We start from the raw sequence: 17,296 nt of genomic DNA, 5'->3' as shown, positions 1-17,296 counted from the left end.
AATCAAGCATTTGGGAGGCGCCCGATGGGCAAGACGATCCGATTGACGATGGCGCAGGCCGTCACGCATTTCCTCAAGAAGCAGATGACCATCATCGACGGACAGAAGCAGCCGATCTTCGGCGGCGTCTGGGCGATCTTCGGTCACGGCAATGTCGCGGGCATCGGCGAGGCGCTCTATCAGGTGCGCGAGGAGGTGCCGACCTTCCGCGCCCACAATGAGCAGGGCATGGCCCATGCCGCCATCGCCTATGCCAAGGCGAGCTTCCGTCAGCGTTTCATGGCCTGCACGACCTCCATCGGCCCCGGCGCGCTGAATATGGTGACTGCCGCCGGCGTTGCGCATGTCAATCGTATTCCGGTTCTCTTCCTGCCGGGCGACGTCTTTGCCAACCGCGCGCCCGATCCGGTGCTGCAGCAGATCGAGGATTTCGGCGACGGCACTGTTTCCGCCAATGACGCCTTCCGCCCGGTCTCCCGCTACTTCGACCGCATCACTCGCCCCGAGCAGATCATCTCGGCTCTGAAGCGCGCCATGCAGGTGCTGACCGATCCCCTCGATTGCGGCCCGGTGACGCTTTCGTTGTGCCAGGACGTGCAAGCCGAAGCCTTTGATTATCCCGAAAGCTTCTTCGAGGAGCATGTCTGGACACAGCGCCGCCCGCAGCCGGATGCAGACGAACTTGCCAATGCCATCTCGCTGATCCGCCGCTCGGAAAAGCCGGTCATTCTCGCCGGTGGCGGCGTGCTCTATTCGCAGGCGACGAAGGAACTCGCCGCTTTCGCCGAAGCGCATGACATCCCCGTCGTCGTCACGCAGGCGGGCAAATCGGCCATCGACGAGACGCATCCTCTCGCGCTCGGCTCTGTCGGCGTGACAGGCACATCGGCGGCCAATGCCATCGCCGAGGATACCGATCTGGTGATCGCCGTCGGCACGCGTTGCCAGGATTTCACCACCGGCTCCTGGGCGCTGTTCAAGAACGAGAAGCTGGCCATGATCGGCCTCAATATAGCGGCCTATGATGCGCTGAAGCACAACAGTCACCCGCTGGTGACGGATGCGCGCGAGGGACTGAAGGCGCTTTCCGCCGGCCTGACCGGCTGGCGCGCGCCGGCATCGCTTGCCGAAAAGGCGGCGCGGGAAAAGAAGGTCTGGATGGAAGCTGCTGCCAAGGCGACTGCGACCACCAATGCCGCCCTGCCCTCCGACGCTCAGGTCATCGGCGCGGTCACGCGCACGCTCGGCGGCAAGGACAGCATTCTGGTCTGCGCGGCCGGCGGACTGCCCGGCGAACTGCACAAGCTTTGGCCGGCGACGGCGCCCGGCAGCTATCACATGGAATATGGCTTCTCTTGCATGGGCTATGAAATTGCCGGTGGCCTTGGCGTCAAGATGGCGCGGCCGGAGAAGGATGTCGTCGTCATGGTCGGCGACGGCTCCTATATGATGCTGAATTCCGAACTAGCGACATCAGTCATGCTCGGCCTGAAGATCACCGTCGTCCTGCTCGACAACCGTGGCTATGGCTGCATCAACCGCCTGCAGATGGCGACCGGCGGCGCGAACTTCAACAATCTCTTGAAGGATGCGCGCTTCGAAGTGATGCCGGAGATCGACTTCCGGGCGCATGCGGCCAGCATGGGCGCAATTGCGGTCAAGGTTTCCTCCATCACGGAGCTGGAACAAGCCATCGAAGCCTCGAAGAAGAACGACCGCAGCTCGGTCATCGTCATCGACACCGATCCGCTGATCACCACGGACGAAGGCGGCCACTGGTGGGATGTCGCCGTTCCCGAGGTCAGCCCGCGCGCCGAGGTCAACAAGGCCCGCGCCGCCTATGAACAAGCCCGCGCCGCCCAGCGCATCGGCTGATCCATTTCCGTCATTTTTCTGGAGGAGCTTTCGGCTCCTCCAATTAGCTTTTCAAGGAGACCATTGATGAAGGCCAAACTCGGCATGTCGCCCATCGCCTGGTGGAACGACGATCTTCCGGAGCTCAGCGACGACGTATCTCTGGAAGAATGCCTGCGCCAGTCGCGCGGCGCCGGCTTCACCGGCATGGAACAGGGCCGGCGCTTCCCCAGCAACCCCGATGAGATGCTGCCGATCCTGCGCGCTGCCGACGTAACGCTTTGCGGCGGCTGGTTCTCAGGCACGCTGGTCAACGAGGAGCTTGCCGCCAACAAAGATCGCATCGCGCCGATGATCGAGCTGTTCAAGGCCGTCAATGCGCCTTGCATCGTCTATGGCGAAGTCGGCCGCTCGATCCAGGGCGATCGATCCAAGCCGCTCGCCACCAAGCCTCGCCTTTCGGATGACGAGATGAAGGCCTATGCCCGCCGCGTCACCGAATTCGGCGAATGGTGTGCCGGCCAGGGCATGCCGCTTTCCTATCACCATCACATGGCGGCCGTCGTCGAAACCGAGCCGGAACTCGACGCCTTCATGCGCAATTCCGGTGAAGGCATTCCGCTGCTGCTCGATGCCGGTCACCTGGCCTTTGCCGGCGGTAACGTGCTGCGCGCCATCGACAATCACCACGCCCGCATCAACCATGTCCACGTCAAGGATATCCGCAAGTCCGTCGTCGACGGGCTGGATCGCAGCCGGCAGTCCTTCCTCGATGCCGTTGCGCTCGGCGCGTTCACGGTGCCGGGCGACGGCTCGCTCGATTTCGGCGCGATCGTCCAGCGCTTCGCCGATTACGGCTATGAAGGCTGGTTCGTGGTCGAGGCCGAGCAGGATCCGCGCAAGGCGCCGCCGCAGAAGATGGCCGAGATCGGCCATGCCGAGCTGATGCGCGTCATGACGGCCGCAGGCTACACGGTGGAAACAGAAGGCTTTCCCAAGGGATAGCCAGAGCGCTTCCGCTTTTCTTCGAATCGCGAAAACGCTCTAGCTCTTTGTTATCTAGCAATTCCGGACGGAAAACCGCTGCGCACTTTTCCTGGAATTGCTCGAGAGATGAGCGCCCCTCTCCCGCGTTGAAAGCTGGTGAGAGGCGTTTTCCAAGCAATGGAGGAACAGACCCATGCCCAATCTGAAGGTCAAACCTGACGGCTCCCATGGCCGCGTCACCCATGTCACGCCCGAAAGCGCCGGCTGGACCTATGTCGGCTTCGACCTCTATCGTCTGAAGCCCGGCGAGACCGCTTCGGGGGAGACCGGCGATCGCGAGGTCTGTCTCGTCTGGGTCAGCGGCAAGGGCAGCGCCAAGGCGGGTACGAAGGATTTCGGCTCGCTCGGCGGGCGTATGAGCCCTTTCGAGGGAGCGCCCCACGCGCTCTATATTCCCTCGGGCTCAAGCTGGTCGGTAACCGCCGAGACCGATCTGGAACTGGCCGTCTGCTCGGCACCGGGAGGTGGCTCCTATGAAGCCCGCGCCATTCCGCCGGGCACGCATCCGGCGCTGACGCGCGGCAAGGGCACCAACGTCCGCTACGTGAACAACATCATGCCGGAAGACGATGGCGCGGCGCATTCGCTGCTCGTGGTGGAAGTGATCACGCCCGGCGGGCATACCTCCTCTTACCCTCCGCACAAGCACGATCAGGACAATCTCCCGAACGAAAGCTTCCTGGAAGAGACCTATTACCACCGCCTCAACCCGCCACAAGGTTTCGGCTTTCAGCGCGTCTATACGGACGATCGGTCGCTCGACGAAGTCATGGTGCTGGAGGATGGCGACGTGACGCTGGTACCTAGGGGATATCACCCTTGCGCCGCCTGCCACGGCTACGATCTCTATTACCTCAACGTTATGGCCGGCCCGAAGCGCATCTGGAAATTCCACAATGCCGTGGAGCACGAGTGGCTGCTGAAGTCCTGAATAACGCCTGACATCGATTCAGAGTCGAAAAGGCCGCGCCCTGAAAGCGTGGCCTTTTCCATTCTTACGCCGGCAGCAGGCCGTAGCGCCATTTCCGATCCCTGGCATTGCGCGACAGTACCAGCCAGGTCAGCAGGATCATTCCCATTTCCGCGAAGATCGGCGTCATCCAGATCCCGCGTTCGCCGAAGACAAGCGGCAGGAGGAATGTCAGCGGCAGGGTGAAGAGGTAAGACCGTGACAGACCGAAGATCGCGCCGCGTTTCGCATCGCCGATCGACTGGAAATAGGACGACAGGATGATCGCCTGGCCGAAGAGGAAATAGGCGCCGATCGTCCAGGGCAGGATGCGGCCGACTTCGGCGACAATCAGGGGATCGGCGACGAAGATCGAGCCCAGATGCCCCGCCAGGAGTTCAACGACGAGTTCGACGGCGGCGCAGTAGACCAGAGCCGAGATCAGAGCGATCAGGACGCTATGACCGACGCGCGCCGGAAGAGCCGCGCCGTGGTTGTGGCCCGATATGGTCTGCAGCGCGATGCTCAAGCCCAGTAGCGGCAGATAGGCGAAGGTCATGACGCGGGTGACGATGCCATAAGCGCCGACGGTCGCGACATAATCCCCCTGGTGCCAGATCGAGACGTTGAAGAGAATCGCCGCCGAGCTTAGCGAAATGCCGATGAAGCCGAGGCTCATCGGCGCGCCGAAAGCGAAGATGCCGCGCCACTCGCGAACATGCAGCGTCATGTCGATCCAAAGCCCGTTCGGCCGACGCAGGCGATAGATGACGACGATCGCGAGGCAGATGAACTGCGCCAGGATCGAGCCGCCGGCGGAGCCGACCACACCCCACTGAAAGACGGCCATCAGCAGCCAGTTCGCCATGATGTTCAGCAGTGTCGAGGCAAGAGTCACCAGCGTCATGAAGCCGAGCTTTCCTTCACAGCGCAGCCCATCGAGATGCAGCGACAGGAAGAAGCTGATCGGCGCGAAAGCGACCATGACACCCATGAAGGCCTCGGCGCTGTGGGCAACACCGACATTTCCTGCCGCAGCCACGGCAATGAACTGCCGTCCTGCGAGCCAGTAGATGAGATTGATTGCGACCACGACGGCGAGTGCCAGCGTATGGGCGCCGGTAAATACCGATCTTGCCCCAGCTCGATTTCCGGCGCCGAGGCGGCGGGCGAGAATGCTTGCCATGCCGTTCGAGACCAGCGTCTGCAGCGCGATCAGCAGCATCAGCGCTGGAAAGATGAGGCTGACCGCAGACAGTGCGTCGGCCCCGACATAGACCCCGAGGAAATAGGCGTCGACGACGGCAAAGAGGCCGCTGACTGTCGTAATGATGATGATCGGCGCAGCTGTCTTGGCAAAGACGCCAGGCAGCCAGCCGGTGAGAAACATGTTGTTTTCGATGGTGTGCGTCATGGTGGTATCCGGACGGAATCGCTCGCGAGCGGCGAAGATAGCGGTCTGATGATGAAGGATGAAGTCAGAAGTCGAGAACCAGGTGCGGTATGCCATTCGATGTCTTGCGCGGCGAAATGCCGTCGGCATCGACCTGGGCGTTGATGCGCTGACGGAATGCCGAGAAGCTCTCGAATTCCACCACATCGACCGGTTCGTCGAAATGGATCGTTATCTTGTAGAGCCCGCCGGACTTCGCCGACATCGCCAGAACCTTGCCCGTGAAGGGCTTGTTCAGATAGCGCCCGCGCACGGCGGAGCCGACATCGAAGGGCGCATCCGGCCCATCGTTGGGTTTTGCGGCAAGCGCCGACAGCGTGTTCCAGTCACGCAGCCCGTGTTGCTTGGCGATGAGTTCCAGCGCCGTCGAGTGGCTCATGTCGTCACCACGCTCGGCCATCGCCTGACGCAGACGCCGGGCCTGAGCCTTCAATTCATCTATGGACGGATACGTCGTCATAGGATCAGCCTTTGCTAAGGCACGCACTTACGACCGTGAAACGGGGCTCGCATTACCGTCAGTCAGCATGCCCTGAATGGCTATGACCTAAAACAGCGAGGACTTCACCTTGGATTTTCATCCGCGAGCGGCAGGCGCCTCGAACCGCTCGTTCGTATGATCGAAGCCGATGCGCCTGTCAAGATGCGCCCAAATCGGCACAAAAGACGAACCCGTTAAAATTCTACCAATGCAATTGACGCTTCCGCAAAATCTCCGTGCAAGGTTCATGGTGTAACCGAGATGAATTCGGTCTGTTCTTCAACAGGGAATGACAATGCTTCGCGCAACGCATCTGGCGAAAGTCAAATCCGAAGTTTACGAACGAAGCTGGGAACGGTTCTATGTCCAGAGGCCGGCGCGTCTCGTGGCTGTTCGTCCCTGCCTGACCGGCATTTCCGTGCGCAGCGCCGAAATTACCGACATCTCACGCGGTGGCGCCAGCTTCACCGTCGCCACGACCGTCGGCCTGCCGAGCCACTACTACCTGAACATCCTCGGCCTCGCCTACCGCATCGCCTGCGCTGAAACGAGCCGCAACGGCAACCGCGTCCATGTCCGCTTCATCAACCTGATCGAACCGGAAACGCTGCGTCGCGTCGTGCGTGCCGACTTCATGATCGGCAATGTCGAAGCCCTGGCTGCACGCGGCAAGAGGCGGCCGGTATAAATTTGGCTTCACGTCCTCAATCGCTTCGCACGTCCCCGCGGGCATATCGTGCAGGCGGCATTCCTGCGTATCGCGCAAAGGCAACGCTGAAAGTGCTTGCCGATCCGTAGCCAACGCGTTCAGCTACCTGATCCATGCCCAATTCGCGGCTGCGCAATAGCTGCTTTGCAAGAGCCATGCGCCAAGCCAATAGATATTCCATTGGCGGCAGGCCGACGACGCGGCTGAAACGCGCAAAGAAAGCCGATCGGGACAGGGCCGCTTCGGTCGCAAGATCCGCGACAGTCCAAGGATGGGCAGGACGCGCATGCATTGCGTGAAGTGCTGCGGCTAGGCGTTCATCGGCAAGGCCGCGACTCAAGCTCGACGTGACGGTTGTTTCCGTGCCGGATCGCAATGCCTCGATCAACAACACCTCCAGCAGCCGTTCCAGCACGAGTTCGCGTGCCGGCCGGCGCTCGCGCGTTTCCTCACCGACCAATTGCATCAGCGTCGCGAGTCGGGGCTCGTCACGAACGATAACTACGTCAGGCAAGAGGGAAACGAGCAAGGCCGCATCCGGCGCACCGAAGCTGCAATGCCCTATGCGCATGCGCATATCCGCCGGCCCTTCGAGGCGGCCGACACGGAAATGGCCGTCACTCAGCTGCGTTGGAACCATGGCGGACAGACCGGCCGGTACGTCGACACTCTCGTTGACGAGGTCGCGCATGGCCGGCACGAGCACGAAATCGCCGGCTCGGAGGATGAAAGGCTGATGTCCTCCAAACGTTACACGGCAACGCCCCTCAAGGATTGCGCAGTAGAATGGCTGGCCTGTGGCCTCGCGATGAATTCGCCAGGCGCCGGCGCATTCCACCAGCTTCGAAAAGCGTGCGGCCGGCTGCAGTAGCGTGACGATTTCGGCAAGGGGATCGACGGTCATAATCGGGACTAACGCTAAAGAAAGGGAGACTATAGCGTATATAAAGTCTCTCGCGCGGTCACTACCATGGCATCATTCCTTTTGTTTGGAGAGGCTCATGTCCACGATATTGATTACTGGTTGCTCGTCTGGCTTCGGCCTGGAGACTGCGAAACTGTTTTTCGAACGAGGGTGGCATGTCATCGCGACAATGCGCACGCCCAAACCCGAGCTGCTACCGGTTTCCGAACGCCTGCGTATTCTCGCGCTCGACGTCACCAATCCGGCAAGCATCGCGGACGCCGTGAAAGCTGCCGGTCCGATAGACGTATTGGTCAACAATGCCGGTTTCGGAGCGCCCTCACCAATCGAACTGACTGCGCCGGAAACGGTGCAGTCGCTGTTTCAGACAAATACGATCGGCACATTGGCGATGGTCCAGGCCGTATTGCCCCAGATGCGTCAACGTCGGGCCGGAGTCATCGTCAACGTCACCTCCACGGTGACGGTCAAGACTCTGCCTGTGATCGGGATCTACCGGGCGAGCAAGGCAGCGGTGAACGCCTTCACCGAGTCCTTATCGGTGGAGATGGAGCCATTTGGCGTGCGGGTGCATATTGTCCTGCCAGGCCGGTCGCCGGAAACTCGTTTTGGGGAGAATGCGCGTCCACATTTGCGTGGGCTGGACGATCCGGATTATGCGCCCTTGATCCAGCAATTCATAAAGAATGTACAGGACGACACCGGCCCTGTGACCTATGCTCCCGACGTAGCGAAGGCAGTGTGGCGGGCAGCCACCGATCCATCCGCCCCGCTGCGAATTCCGGGCGGTGCGGATGCTGAACTCTGGATGGCTGACGCAGGTTTGTAACCGGAATCGGTGGCAGCCAAAAAGCTGCTGCCGTTCCGACTCGACCCTGCATTAGAGAGAACACGCAGCCGTCTGGCCCCGGGGAGCGCGGGCCGGCGGCTGCGTTCGGCCCTTTGCGCCGTTCTATAACGGCAGGCGTAGTTCGCCCATTGATATGCGGCGTATGAGATCGGTGAAAAGGTTGCATTCCGCAGCCATGACTCGTTGCTCCAGCGAAAGTACGCTATCGTCGGGATGGATTTGAACAGTCGTTGTGGCCACAGTTCTTCCGTGGTCATACTCTCCGTCTACGAGGTGGATTGTTGCGCCTGTTTCTGTCTCTCGATTGTCGAGCACGGCTTGGTGAACTCTTCGCCCGTACATCCCCAATCCGCCGTATTTGGGCAGCAGCCCCGGATGAACATTCAATATTCGCCCCTCAAACGCGGCGAGCGCAAGCGGGCCAAGTTTCTTGAGATAGCCAGATAGGACAACCATTTCAGCACCATAGGCGATTAGCGTGTCGCGAAGCTGTTTGTCCGCATCAGCCTCCCTGTCCCTCGTCGGAATATGAAACGAGGGAATACCGTTGGCCTCAGCATAGGCTAGCGCTGCGGACGAAGCCCTATTGCTGATCAGTACGACGACGGCAGCGTTCACTGTGTTCGCTCGGATGGCCTCGTTGACCATCCGAAATGAGGTTCCATTATTTGATGCAAGGAACGCTATTGCGAGCTTATCCATCGGGGCCTCGTTAATCGATGCTGTCGCGACGATCGAGACTTCCTTTAATGGCAACTGATGAGGATTTTCAATGATTGGGACGACGCAATCCGAAGGCCGCGTCTTTCCGCCTTGCAACCACCCGCCAAGCGCCTATTCTGCCGCACCCTGCAACTGATTTCGGGAAACAAAGCCAGCATGTCCGCCTTCTCGCGCTTCACGCCGCTGATCAGCGCCCTGCCCTCCACCGTTCCTTTCGTCGGCCCCGAGGCGCTGGAGCGTCAGCGCGGGTTGACGGTCAAGGCCCGTATCGGCGCCAATGAAAGCGGCTTCGGGCCGGCGCCCTCCGTCATCGCGGCTATGCGCGAAAACGCCGGCGATATCTGGATGTATAACGATCCTGAAAATTTCGAGCTGAAGCAAGCACTGGCGGCGCATCTCGGCGTTCAATCCGCCAATATCGCCGTCGGCGAAGGGATCGACAGCCTGCTTGGCCTGATCGCGCGCATGGTCATCGAGCCGGGTACGCCGGTCGTCACCTCGCTTGGCGGCTATCCCACCTTCAATTTCCATGTCGCCGGTTTCGGCGGCCGCCTCGTCACCGTGCCCTATGTCGACGATCGCGAGGATCTCGATGGTTTGCTCGAGACAGTGAAACGCGAGAATGCGCCGCTTGTCTATTTCGCCAATCCCGATAATCCGATGGGAAGCTGGTGGGATGCCGACAAGATCGTCGCCTTTGCCCATGCATTGCCTGGCAACTGCCTGCTGATCCTCGACGAAGCCTATAGCGAAACCGGGCCCGCCAGCTCGCTTCCTGATATCTCAACCCTGATCGACCTGCCGAATGTCTTGCGCACCCGCACCTTCTCTAAGGCCTATGGCCTTGCCGGCGCCCGCGTCGGCTATGTCATCGGCGCGCCGGAGACCGTGCTGGCCTTCGACAAGATCCGCAATCACTTCGGCATGAACAGGCTCGCGACCGTGGCGGCGCTCGCCGCGCTGAAGGACCAGGCCTATCTTGCCGGAGTGGTCGGCAAGATTAGAGCTGCTCGCGAGGAGATCGGCACGATCGCCCGCGACAACGGGCTGCTGCCTCTTGCCTCCGCCACCAACTTCGTCGCCATCGATTGCGGCCGCGACGGTACTTATGCCCGTGCCATCGTCGACGGGCTGATCCAGCATGGCGTCTTCATCCGCATGCCCGGCGTAGCGCCGCTCAACCGCTGCATCCGCGTGAGCGTCGGGCCAAAGCAAGATCTCGATCTGTTCGCCGAAGCGCTGGCCAAAGTGCTGAAGGCGATCGGTTAAGCCCAAAACGACGAAACCGCGCCTGCCTTGTCCCGGCCGGTCGCGGTTTTCATCGTTCGGCGGTTCGCCTCTCCCTCGTCCGCCGACATCCCCTCCTTCAAGGTCAGTACGTCGTATTTGGTTTGGCCCGCTTCAGTGCGTGGTCATCCATTCGCGGGCGGCGCGCAGCGCTGCTGCGAGCTGCATCTTGGTCAAGGTCGCGGCCACGTCGGCGCGAAGCTCGGCGGCGCGCTCGCTGCCACGAATGGCGGCGATATTCAACCATTTGTGGGCGGCAACGAGGTCTGCATTGCAGCCCCTGCCGGTCGCGTAGTTCACGCCCAGTTCGCAAAGGGCATCGGCGCTGTTACCACCCATCATGGCATTTCCAGACATCGGCGTTTCGAAGCGTGCCATTGCTATTATCCCTGTTTGACTTCTGTTCGTATCTGCCCTGTTTTCCGTCCGAACCTTGCCGTCATTCGCGGCTTTCCGGTTCTTCCGGCCGGCGGGTTTGCCCCGCTCGTTTGATGGCTTCACTATCGCAGACGGCTTTCAAAAAACGCCTAAAATGCATGATTAATTCGATGCAAACAAAGTGCAAATGCTTGGTAAACTTGGGATTTTGTTAAACATCGCTTCCCTTGCAAATTAAGGATTTTCGCGCAGGCTTAACCTTCCGTTAGGATTTGGATTTAAACCCTTCGTTCACCACAAAATCAGCGCAGTTCAACCCGATGCCTTGTTCTGATGATGCATGGATGGCCTGGAGACAGGAGATCTGCGTGCCAAAGACCGTATTTACCTTTACGTTCGCGTTAGATAATCTCGCCACGTTCCCGGCCATGGAGCCGGATGGCACCTTGGGGAGGAATAATAACATCATGATCCGTGCCACTATTCTTGCTGCCGCGCTGCTGCTGAGCGCGAGTGCGGCCTTTGCCGAGGAGCCGATCGTCGGCAACTGGAAAACAGTTGAGGGCGATACCGCCGCCATTGCACCCTGCTCGGACAGCTATTGCGTGACGCTGAAGACCGGCAAATATGCCGGCAAGCAGATCGGCAAGATGCAGGGCAAGGGCGGCAGCTATACGGGCGAGCTCACCGACCCTTCCGAAAACAAGACCTATAGCGGCTCCGGCACCGTGAGCGGCAACAGCGTCAAGATGAGGGGCTGCGTGCTCGAGATATTCTGCAAGTCGCAGACCTGGACGAGGTTGTAAAAAGGCGATTTCCTATCCGCCACACTATCGGTCCGCCCGCCGCTGGTCGGCGGGCCTGCTTCTATGTACCTGCGAACACATGCAGGCGACCATTCGAGACCGGTAATATTTCTGAACGCCGGATGAACCGGTATCTCAGCACCTGTTCAGCCTGACCATGGCAAAACAGTGTCCAGTATAGGGCACGGGTAGGGCCAAGGACATGGACTCGATCATCATGGCACGGCGTTTTGTCATCATCATGCTGTTTGCCGCCATCTTTGCATTCAGCTTCTCGGTTGCGGTCGAACACGCAGGCCGCAGCGGCGCACAATCGCATTTCGGCGCAAGCTTCACCTGCGTAGAGACCGGCGCGCCTTATTGCACCACGGTGCAATGACGAATGCCTGCGCGATGATCCCGCGCAGGCATCGAGGCGGCTGCAAAAAATAGCTGCGAGAATCCGAGCCAGCTCCTGACACGTCGTTTGCTTGTTACCAACGACACTCTATAATGGCTCATGAGCAACAGAATCTCTTCTCTTTCACCTCTCGACATCTCCTCCCCCAGCCCGTTCCAGCCGCGGACCTTCGATGATCCGGGCAAAGCCGTCGAAGCGCTGACGGAGCTTTACGAGCGCAATACCGCGTTCCTGATCGACAGTTTCACCAAGCTCGCCAAGGGCGCGCCGATCACCGCGCGCTACCGCGCCTTCTATCCGCAGGTCAGCATCGAGACGACGAGCTTCGGCCATGTCGACTCGCGCCTCTCCTACGGCCATGTCACGGCGCCCGGCGTCTACACGACGACCATCACCCGCCCGCAACTCTTCAAGCATTATCTCAAGGAACAGTTGACGCTCCTGATGCGCAGCCACAATGTTCCCGTGGTCGTGTCGGAATCGACGACGCCCATCCCGATTCATTTCGCCTTCGGCGAAGGCGCCCATGTGGAAGCAACCGCCAGTATTTTCGAAGACATTCCGCTGCGCGACCTCTTCGACACACCGGACTTGAACACCACGGACGACGAAATCGCCAACGGCGAATATATCCCGCCGCCGGGCGAGCCCTCGCCGCTTGCGCCATTTACCGCGCAGCGCATCGATTATTCGCTGGCCCGCCTCGTCCACTACACCGCGACCAGTGCGGCGCATTTCCAGAATTTCGTGCTGTTCACGAACTACCAGTTCTATATCGACGAATTCTGCAAATGGGCGCGCGACCTGATGGCGAGGGGCGGCGATGGCTATACCGAGTTCGTGGAACCGGGCAACATCATCACCAAGGCTGGCTCCAGCCAGCCCGAAGGCGATGTGGCCGCGCCGCGGCTGCCGCAAATGCCGGCCTACCATCTGAAGAAGAAGGGCCATGCCGGCATTACCATGATCAATATCGGCGTCGGTCCTTCCAACGCTAAGACGATCACCGACCACGTGGCCGTGCTGCGCCCGCATGCCTGGCTGATGCTCGGTCATTGCGCCGGCCTGCGCAACAGCCAGCGGCTCGGCGACTATGTGCTCGCCCACGCCTATATGCGCGAGGATCACGTTCTCGACGACGACCTGCCGGTCTGGGTGCCGATCCCGGCGCTCGCCGAAGTGCAGGTGGCGCTTGAAGCGGCCGTTGCCGAAATCACCGGCTATGAGGGCTTCGAGCTGAAGCGCATCATGCGCACGGGCACTGTCGGCACCATCGACAACCGCAACTGGGAACTGCGCGATCAGGCAGGCCCGGTGAAGCGGCTGTCCCAGGCCCGCGCTGTCGCGCTCGATATGGAATCGGCCACGATCGCCGCCAACGGCTTCCGCTTCCGTGTTCCCTACGGCACGCTGCTCTGCGTTTCGGACAAGCCTTTGCATGGCGAATTGAAGCTGCCCGGCATGGCGACGGCCTTCTATCGCACGCAGGTCAATCAGCATCTGCAGATTGGCATCCGCGCCATCCAGAAACTGGCCGCCATGCCACCGGAAGCATTGCATTCGCGCAAACTGCGCAGCTTCTTCGAAACTGCATTTCAGTAAGCCACGAGCCAGCAAGGCAATGGGGCGTCACCCTATTGCTTTTCCGCTGACACCGATTGCATCTGATAAGCGGCCGCGACATGCGGCCGTTGGTCGTTGGGCGTTGCCCACAAATTCAGACCGAGGATCATCACGGCAAAAATGGCAAATCCGATCACCGTGCGGGCAATCACTTCGCCGGGATTTGACATTTGCAATAGCTCTTCGTCCGACAGGGTCTTCTTCTGCCAATGATAGATAAGGGCTGCTTCAAGATTGTACATGTCCGTTTCTCCTTTTTGAGATGACGGAACTGGTCGACCGGGCTCGGGCTTTTTCGACAGCGCCGAAAATTTTTGTCATGCTGCGGATCGGGATGTCGATTTGCTTCGCGGCCGCTCGTCTATGGCTGTCAGCAAATTGAAAGAGGAGACGCTGCGATGAAATATCTCTGCCAGGTCTGGTTCGATGGCACGACGCTCGACGTCATGACCAAGGATGAAAAGAACAAGCTCGATTCGGATTCGCTCGGCTATGACCGTGACCTGATGGCGAGCGGCAATATGATCCATGCCGAAGCGCTGCAATCGCCAAGATCTGCGGTGACGGTAAGGGTCCGCAATGGCGAGACGTCGGTGACGGATGGCCCTTTCATCGAAACCAAGGAGTATCTTGGCGGCTTCATCCTGATCGAGGCGAAGGATCTGAACGACGCGATCCGGATTGCCGCCGGCATTCCGCTCGCCAAGCTCGGCGCGATCGAGGTGCGGCCAATCCATAACTTCGGCCCTGACGTTTGAGGAGGTGCAGATGAAGTTCCTTTGCCAGGTGTGGTTCGATAGTGCTGAGATTGCCAAGCTTTCTGAAGAGGAAGGGCGAAAGCTGACGCAGGATTCGATCGACAACGACAACCGGCTGCGCGAGAGCGGCCATCTCCTCGTCGCCAATGCCCTGCGCGAGCCGGAGACCGCAAGGACGGTTCGGGTGCGCAAGGGTGATGCGATCGTCACGGATGGCCCTTTCGCCGAGATCAAGGAGCATCTCGGCGGTTTCGTGCTGATCGAAGCGCGGGACATGGAGGAAGCGACCGAAATCGCCGCCACTTTCCCCGTCGCCCGCTACGGCATGATCGAGGTTCGCGCCGCCTTCGACATCCGCTTTCCGGACGAATAGCCGCGGAGGAAAAGAGACATGCGGTTTCTATACCACATCTACACATCCGTCGATGTCGACGGACGATTGACGCCGAACGAAATGAACCATCTGATCGGCGAGCATTTCGTCTTTGACGAAGGCCTGCGGCGGGACGGCACGCTCATCGTTTCGGACGCGCTGGAGCTCCGAAACAAATCGATCGTCATTCGCCCCGACGGCGACACGTTTTCAGTGACCGACGGGCCGTTCGTCGAAACGAAGGAATATCTGGCCGGGTTCTATCTCATCGATGCCCCCGATCTGAATAGTGCGATCGATATAGCCAAGCGCATTCCCTCGGCGCGCTACGGCGCCATCGAGATTCGTCCAGTGCGCATCCTGACCCTTCGGGGGGACCTCGCGGAGGAAGGCTGATGCCGTGTCTCTGAACCAGACCATCGACAGCATCTACCGCAGCCATTCGCGCCGCGTGCTGGCAACGCTGATCCGTTTGCTCGGCGATTTCGACCGGGCCGAGGAAGCGCTCCACGACGCTTTCGCGGCGGCGGCGCAGCAATGGACGGAGGAGACGATCCCGGCCAATCCCTATGCCTGGCTGGTCTCTGCCGGTCGTTTCCGCGCCATCGATCATATCCGGCGCAGGACGCGCTTCGACGCGGCCCGCTCGGATATTACAGACAGCCTTTATCCGGAGGGAGAGGCGATGGAAATCGCCGAAAACGAAGAGATCGAAGACGACATGCTGCGGCTGATCTTCACTTGCTGCCATCCGCTTATCGCCTCCGAGGCGCGCATGGCGATGGCGCTGCGCGAGGTCTGCGGGCTGACGACGGAGGAGATCGCCCATGCTTTCCTCATCCCGGCACCGACCGTCGCCCAACGTATCGTCCGCGCCAAGAACCGCATTCGCGACGCCAATATTCCTTATGAAGTACCCGGCAAGACGGAGCTGCCGGAGCGGCTGGCACAGGTGCTGCATGTCATCTATCTCGTCTTCAACGAGGGCTATTCGGCATCGTCAGGTGCGGCGATCGTCCGCGCCGACCTTGCAGCCGAAGCCATCCGGCTGGGCAGGCTCCTGCTGCAGCTGTTGCCGGATCCGGAGGTCGAAGGGTTGCTTGCGATCATGCTGCTGCAGGATTCGCGGCGGCATGCTCGCACCAATGCCGCAGGCGATCTGGTGCTGCTTGTCGATCAGGATCGCGCGCTCTGGGATCACAGCCAGATCAGCGAGGGCCTGACACTGTCGGCAAGAGCGATGGCGGCCGAAAGCGTCGGCAGCTATGCGCTGCAGGCCGCGATCGCGGCGGAACATGCCCGCGCCAGAACCACTGCTGATACCGACTGGCGAAAGCTCGTGACGCTCTACGACCTGCTGCTGACGGCAAGCCCCTCCCCGGTGATCGAGCTCAATCGTGCAGTCGCCGTCTCCATGTGCGACGGTCCGGCGGCGGCACTCGCCATCGTCGATGGGCTGCTGCGGGAGGAACGAATGGCGCGGTATCATCTCACTCATGCGGCGAAAGCGGATTTCCTGCGCCAGCTTGGCCGGACGGATGAGGCGCGGCAATCCTACCAAACAGCGCTTTCGCTATGTCAGCAAGCGCCGGAGCAGGCCTTCCTGCGCAAGCGTTTGGCTGAGCTTGACGATAAGACGACCCGACATTGAAGCGCGTCGCAACCTTTCAGGGCGCGGTCGCGCGTTTGCGCGAAACAAGCAATCCGATCGCGGTTCCCGTCAGCGCTGAGACCACGATCAGCAGGTGCGCATTGATGCTGGCCTGGGCGAGATTTTCAATCGCCGCCTTCTCGCCCGAGGCACCGAAGGCCATAGCTCCGGCGGTAATGCCGGCCGGATAGGTGCCCACGCCTCCGGGTGCATGCACCGGCAGAACGGAGGACAGTTCACCGCCGAGCGCGCCGCCGAAGCTTGCTGAAAGTGGCGTGACGTTCATAAGGCCGAGCGCCCAGGCGAGCACCACGACCTTCACCAGCCAATTGACCACCGTCGTCAACCAGGCGCGCGCAAAGGCTTGGGCATCGACCGGCAGGCCGCGTTCCAGCTCGTGCACCAGCCCTTGCGCCTTTTTCGGGAAGATGCGGGCGGCAAGGCGGATAAGCGGCCGGCGGGAGGCAAAGCCTACGACCGGCAGGAGCAGGAAAACCACCCATGCGATCCAGGCCAGAACGCGATAAGGCGAGGCAAGTGCAAGGCCGACACCGGCGGCAGCCAGCAGTGCATGCAGGTCGAGCAGCCGCATGACGAACAGCGCCGAGGTGCCGCGGGCCAGCGGGATGCCGAATTCGGACCGCATCAGCACCGGGAAGCTGGTCTCTCCGGTGCGGAAGGGCATCATGATATTCAGCAGATTATGGACCTGCGTGACGCGGAACAGCGCTGCGAAATGACCCGAGGTTTCCTTCGGGAAATAATCGTAGATGCGCCAGGTGCGCAGGAAATAGGTGCCTGTCAGGAGCGCCAGTGCCAGAAGGATCGGCAGGGCGCCGACCTTGCCCCATTGTGCCAGGATCGATGTCCAGCCCCAGAACCATTCGATGAAGGCCGCATAAGCAAGAACGACCGCGAGCGTCAGTAGCGTCATTCGGTTGCGAATAAACCAATTCTGTCGGCTGGCAACCGTCGGAGTCTTCATGTAGTTAGGGCACCCAAAGGCGAGCGGAGGCTGAAACCGGACTT

General features: G+C 60.6%; 20 protein-coding genes. 13 read left to right on the top strand and 7 right to left on the bottom strand.

Annotated elements, in window-relative coordinates:
* The first annotated feature begins 24 nt into the window (after positions 1-24).
* From iolD to iolB, 3 genes are all read left to right on the top strand, one after another.
* Positions 25-1,875: a 3D-(3,5/4)-trihydroxycyclohexane-1,2-dione acylhydrolase (decyclizing) gene (gene iolD, locus DQ393_RS15615; RefSeq protein ID WP_112342681.1), complete on the top strand. Its 1,851-nt coding sequence runs from the start codon at positions 25-27 to the stop codon at positions 1,873-1,875.
* Positions 1,876-1,941: 66 nt separating this feature from the next.
* Positions 1,942-2,859: a myo-inosose-2 dehydratase gene (gene iolE, locus DQ393_RS15610; protein ID WP_112342680.1), complete on the top strand. Its 918-nt coding sequence runs from the start codon at positions 1,942-1,944 to the stop codon at positions 2,857-2,859.
* A 175-nt stretch (positions 2,860-3,034) separates the two neighbouring features.
* A complete protein-coding gene (gene iolB, locus DQ393_RS15605; protein ID WP_112342679.1) occupies positions 3,035-3,832 on the top strand; it encodes a 5-deoxy-glucuronate isomerase in 798 nt (265 codons plus the stop codon).
* A gap of 64 nt (positions 3,833-3,896) precedes the next feature.
* On the opposite strand, the gene DQ393_RS15600 is transcribed toward iolB, so the two are convergent.
* Both DQ393_RS15600 and DQ393_RS15595 read right to left on the bottom strand, forming a co-directional pair.
* Positions 3,897-5,264: an MATE family efflux transporter gene (locus tag DQ393_RS15600; RefSeq protein ID WP_112342761.1), complete on the bottom strand. Its 1,368-nt coding sequence runs from the start codon at positions 5,262-5,264 to the stop codon at positions 3,897-3,899.
* Positions 5,265-5,328: 64 nt separating this feature from the next.
* Positions 5,329-5,763: a glyoxalase superfamily protein gene (locus DQ393_RS15595; protein WP_112342678.1), complete on the bottom strand. Its 435-nt coding sequence runs from the start codon at positions 5,761-5,763 to the stop codon at positions 5,329-5,331.
* Between the two features lie 310 nt (positions 5,764-6,073).
* On the opposite strand from DQ393_RS15595, the gene DQ393_RS15590 reads away from it, so the two are divergent.
* A complete protein-coding gene (locus DQ393_RS15590; protein ID WP_181592364.1) occupies positions 6,074-6,472 on the top strand; it encodes a PilZ domain-containing protein in 399 nt (132 codons plus the stop codon).
* Positions 6,473-6,488: 16 nt separating this feature from the next.
* Here DQ393_RS15590 and DQ393_RS15585 read toward each other — a convergent pair whose 3' ends face one another.
* Entirely contained in the window at positions 6,489-7,397 is a 909-nt protein-coding gene (locus tag DQ393_RS15585; protein WP_112342676.1) for an AraC family transcriptional regulator, read from the bottom strand.
* A gap of 97 nt (positions 7,398-7,494) precedes the next feature.
* Between DQ393_RS15585 and DQ393_RS15580 the strand changes: the two genes are divergently transcribed.
* Positions 7,495-8,247, top strand: a complete 753-nt coding sequence (locus tag DQ393_RS15580; RefSeq protein WP_112342675.1) for an SDR family oxidoreductase — start codon at positions 7,495-7,497, stop codon at positions 8,245-8,247.
* Positions 8,248-8,370: 123 nt separating this feature from the next.
* Here DQ393_RS15580 and DQ393_RS15575 read toward each other — a convergent pair whose 3' ends face one another.
* Positions 8,371-8,970 carry a phosphoribosylglycinamide formyltransferase gene (locus DQ393_RS15575; RefSeq protein WP_112342674.1) on the bottom strand — a complete coding sequence of 200 codons (600 nt, stop codon included), beginning with the start codon at positions 8,968-8,970 and terminating at the stop codon, positions 8,371-8,373.
* 177 nt (positions 8,971-9,147) lie between these two features.
* Here DQ393_RS15575 and DQ393_RS15570 point away from each other — a divergent pair, with 177 nt between their 5' ends.
* A complete protein-coding gene (locus tag DQ393_RS15570) occupies positions 9,148-10,260 on the top strand; it encodes a pyridoxal phosphate-dependent aminotransferase (protein ID WP_112342760.1) in 1,113 nt (370 codons plus the stop codon).
* Positions 10,261-10,392: 132 nt separating this feature from the next.
* On the opposite strand, the gene DQ393_RS15565 is transcribed toward DQ393_RS15570, so the two are convergent.
* Positions 10,393-10,656: a sel1 repeat family protein gene (locus tag DQ393_RS15565; RefSeq protein ID WP_015339268.1), complete on the bottom strand. Its 264-nt coding sequence runs from the start codon at positions 10,654-10,656 to the stop codon at positions 10,393-10,395.
* A gap of 467 nt (positions 10,657-11,123) precedes the next feature.
* Here DQ393_RS15565 and DQ393_RS15555 point away from each other — a divergent pair, with 467 nt between their 5' ends.
* The 3 genes from DQ393_RS15555 to DQ393_RS15550 all read left to right on the top strand — a co-directional run bounded on the left by DQ393_RS15555 (position 11,124) and on the right by DQ393_RS15550 (position 13,464).
* On the top strand, positions 11,124-11,462 hold the full coding sequence (locus tag DQ393_RS15555) for a DUF2147 domain-containing protein (RefSeq protein ID WP_112342672.1): 339 nt from the start codon (positions 11,124-11,126) through the stop codon (positions 11,460-11,462).
* A 202-nt stretch (positions 11,463-11,664) separates the two neighbouring features.
* Positions 11,665-11,841: a hypothetical protein gene (locus tag DQ393_RS33465; RefSeq protein ID WP_169644828.1), complete on the top strand. Its 177-nt coding sequence runs from the start codon at positions 11,665-11,667 to the stop codon at positions 11,839-11,841.
* A 120-nt stretch (positions 11,842-11,961) separates the two neighbouring features.
* Positions 11,962-13,464 carry an AMP nucleosidase gene (locus DQ393_RS15550; RefSeq protein WP_112342671.1) on the top strand — a complete coding sequence of 501 codons (1,503 nt, stop codon included), beginning with the start codon at positions 11,962-11,964 and terminating at the stop codon, positions 13,462-13,464.
* A 32-nt stretch (positions 13,465-13,496) separates the two neighbouring features.
* On the opposite strand, the gene DQ393_RS15545 is transcribed toward DQ393_RS15550, so the two are convergent.
* Positions 13,497-13,727: a hypothetical protein gene (locus DQ393_RS15545; protein ID WP_112342670.1), complete on the bottom strand. Its 231-nt coding sequence runs from the start codon at positions 13,725-13,727 to the stop codon at positions 13,497-13,499.
* Positions 13,728-13,883: 156 nt separating this feature from the next.
* Between DQ393_RS15545 and DQ393_RS15540 the strand changes: the two genes are divergently transcribed.
* Genes DQ393_RS15540 through DQ393_RS15525 form a run of 4 tightly spaced genes read left to right on the top strand, consistent with a single transcriptional unit; the run spans position 13,884 to position 16,267 of the window.
* Positions 13,884-14,243, top strand: a complete 360-nt coding sequence (locus DQ393_RS15540) for a YciI family protein (RefSeq protein WP_112342669.1) — start codon at positions 13,884-13,886, stop codon at positions 14,241-14,243.
* Between the two features lie 10 nt (positions 14,244-14,253).
* A complete protein-coding gene (locus DQ393_RS15535) occupies positions 14,254-14,616 on the top strand; it encodes a YciI family protein (RefSeq protein WP_112342668.1) in 363 nt (120 codons plus the stop codon).
* Positions 14,617-14,634: 18 nt separating this feature from the next.
* Positions 14,635-15,012, top strand: a complete 378-nt coding sequence (locus DQ393_RS15530; protein ID WP_112342667.1) for a YciI family protein — start codon at positions 14,635-14,637, stop codon at positions 15,010-15,012.
* A 10-nt stretch (positions 15,013-15,022) separates the two neighbouring features.
* The gene (locus tag DQ393_RS15525) at positions 15,023-16,267 is read left to right on the top strand and encodes an RNA polymerase sigma factor (protein WP_181592367.1); all 1,245 of its coding nucleotides are present in this window, start codon (positions 15,023-15,025) and stop codon (positions 16,265-16,267) included.
* A gap of 16 nt (positions 16,268-16,283) precedes the next feature.
* Here the strand turns inward: DQ393_RS15525 and DQ393_RS15520 are convergent, their stop codons facing one another.
* Positions 16,284-17,252 (bottom strand): lysylphosphatidylglycerol synthase domain-containing protein, encoded by a 969-nt coding sequence (locus tag DQ393_RS15520; protein WP_112342665.1) that lies wholly within the window; start codon positions 17,250-17,252, stop codon positions 16,284-16,286.
* Positions 17,253-17,296: the final 44 nt, after the last annotated feature.

The organism is Martinezella tropici, from assembly GCF_003287875.1.
GTDB classification, from domain to species: Bacteria; Pseudomonadota; Alphaproteobacteria; order Rhizobiales; family Rhizobiaceae; genus Rhizobium; species Rhizobium tropici_C.
This window is presented reverse-complemented; position numbering and strand designations above follow the sequence as displayed.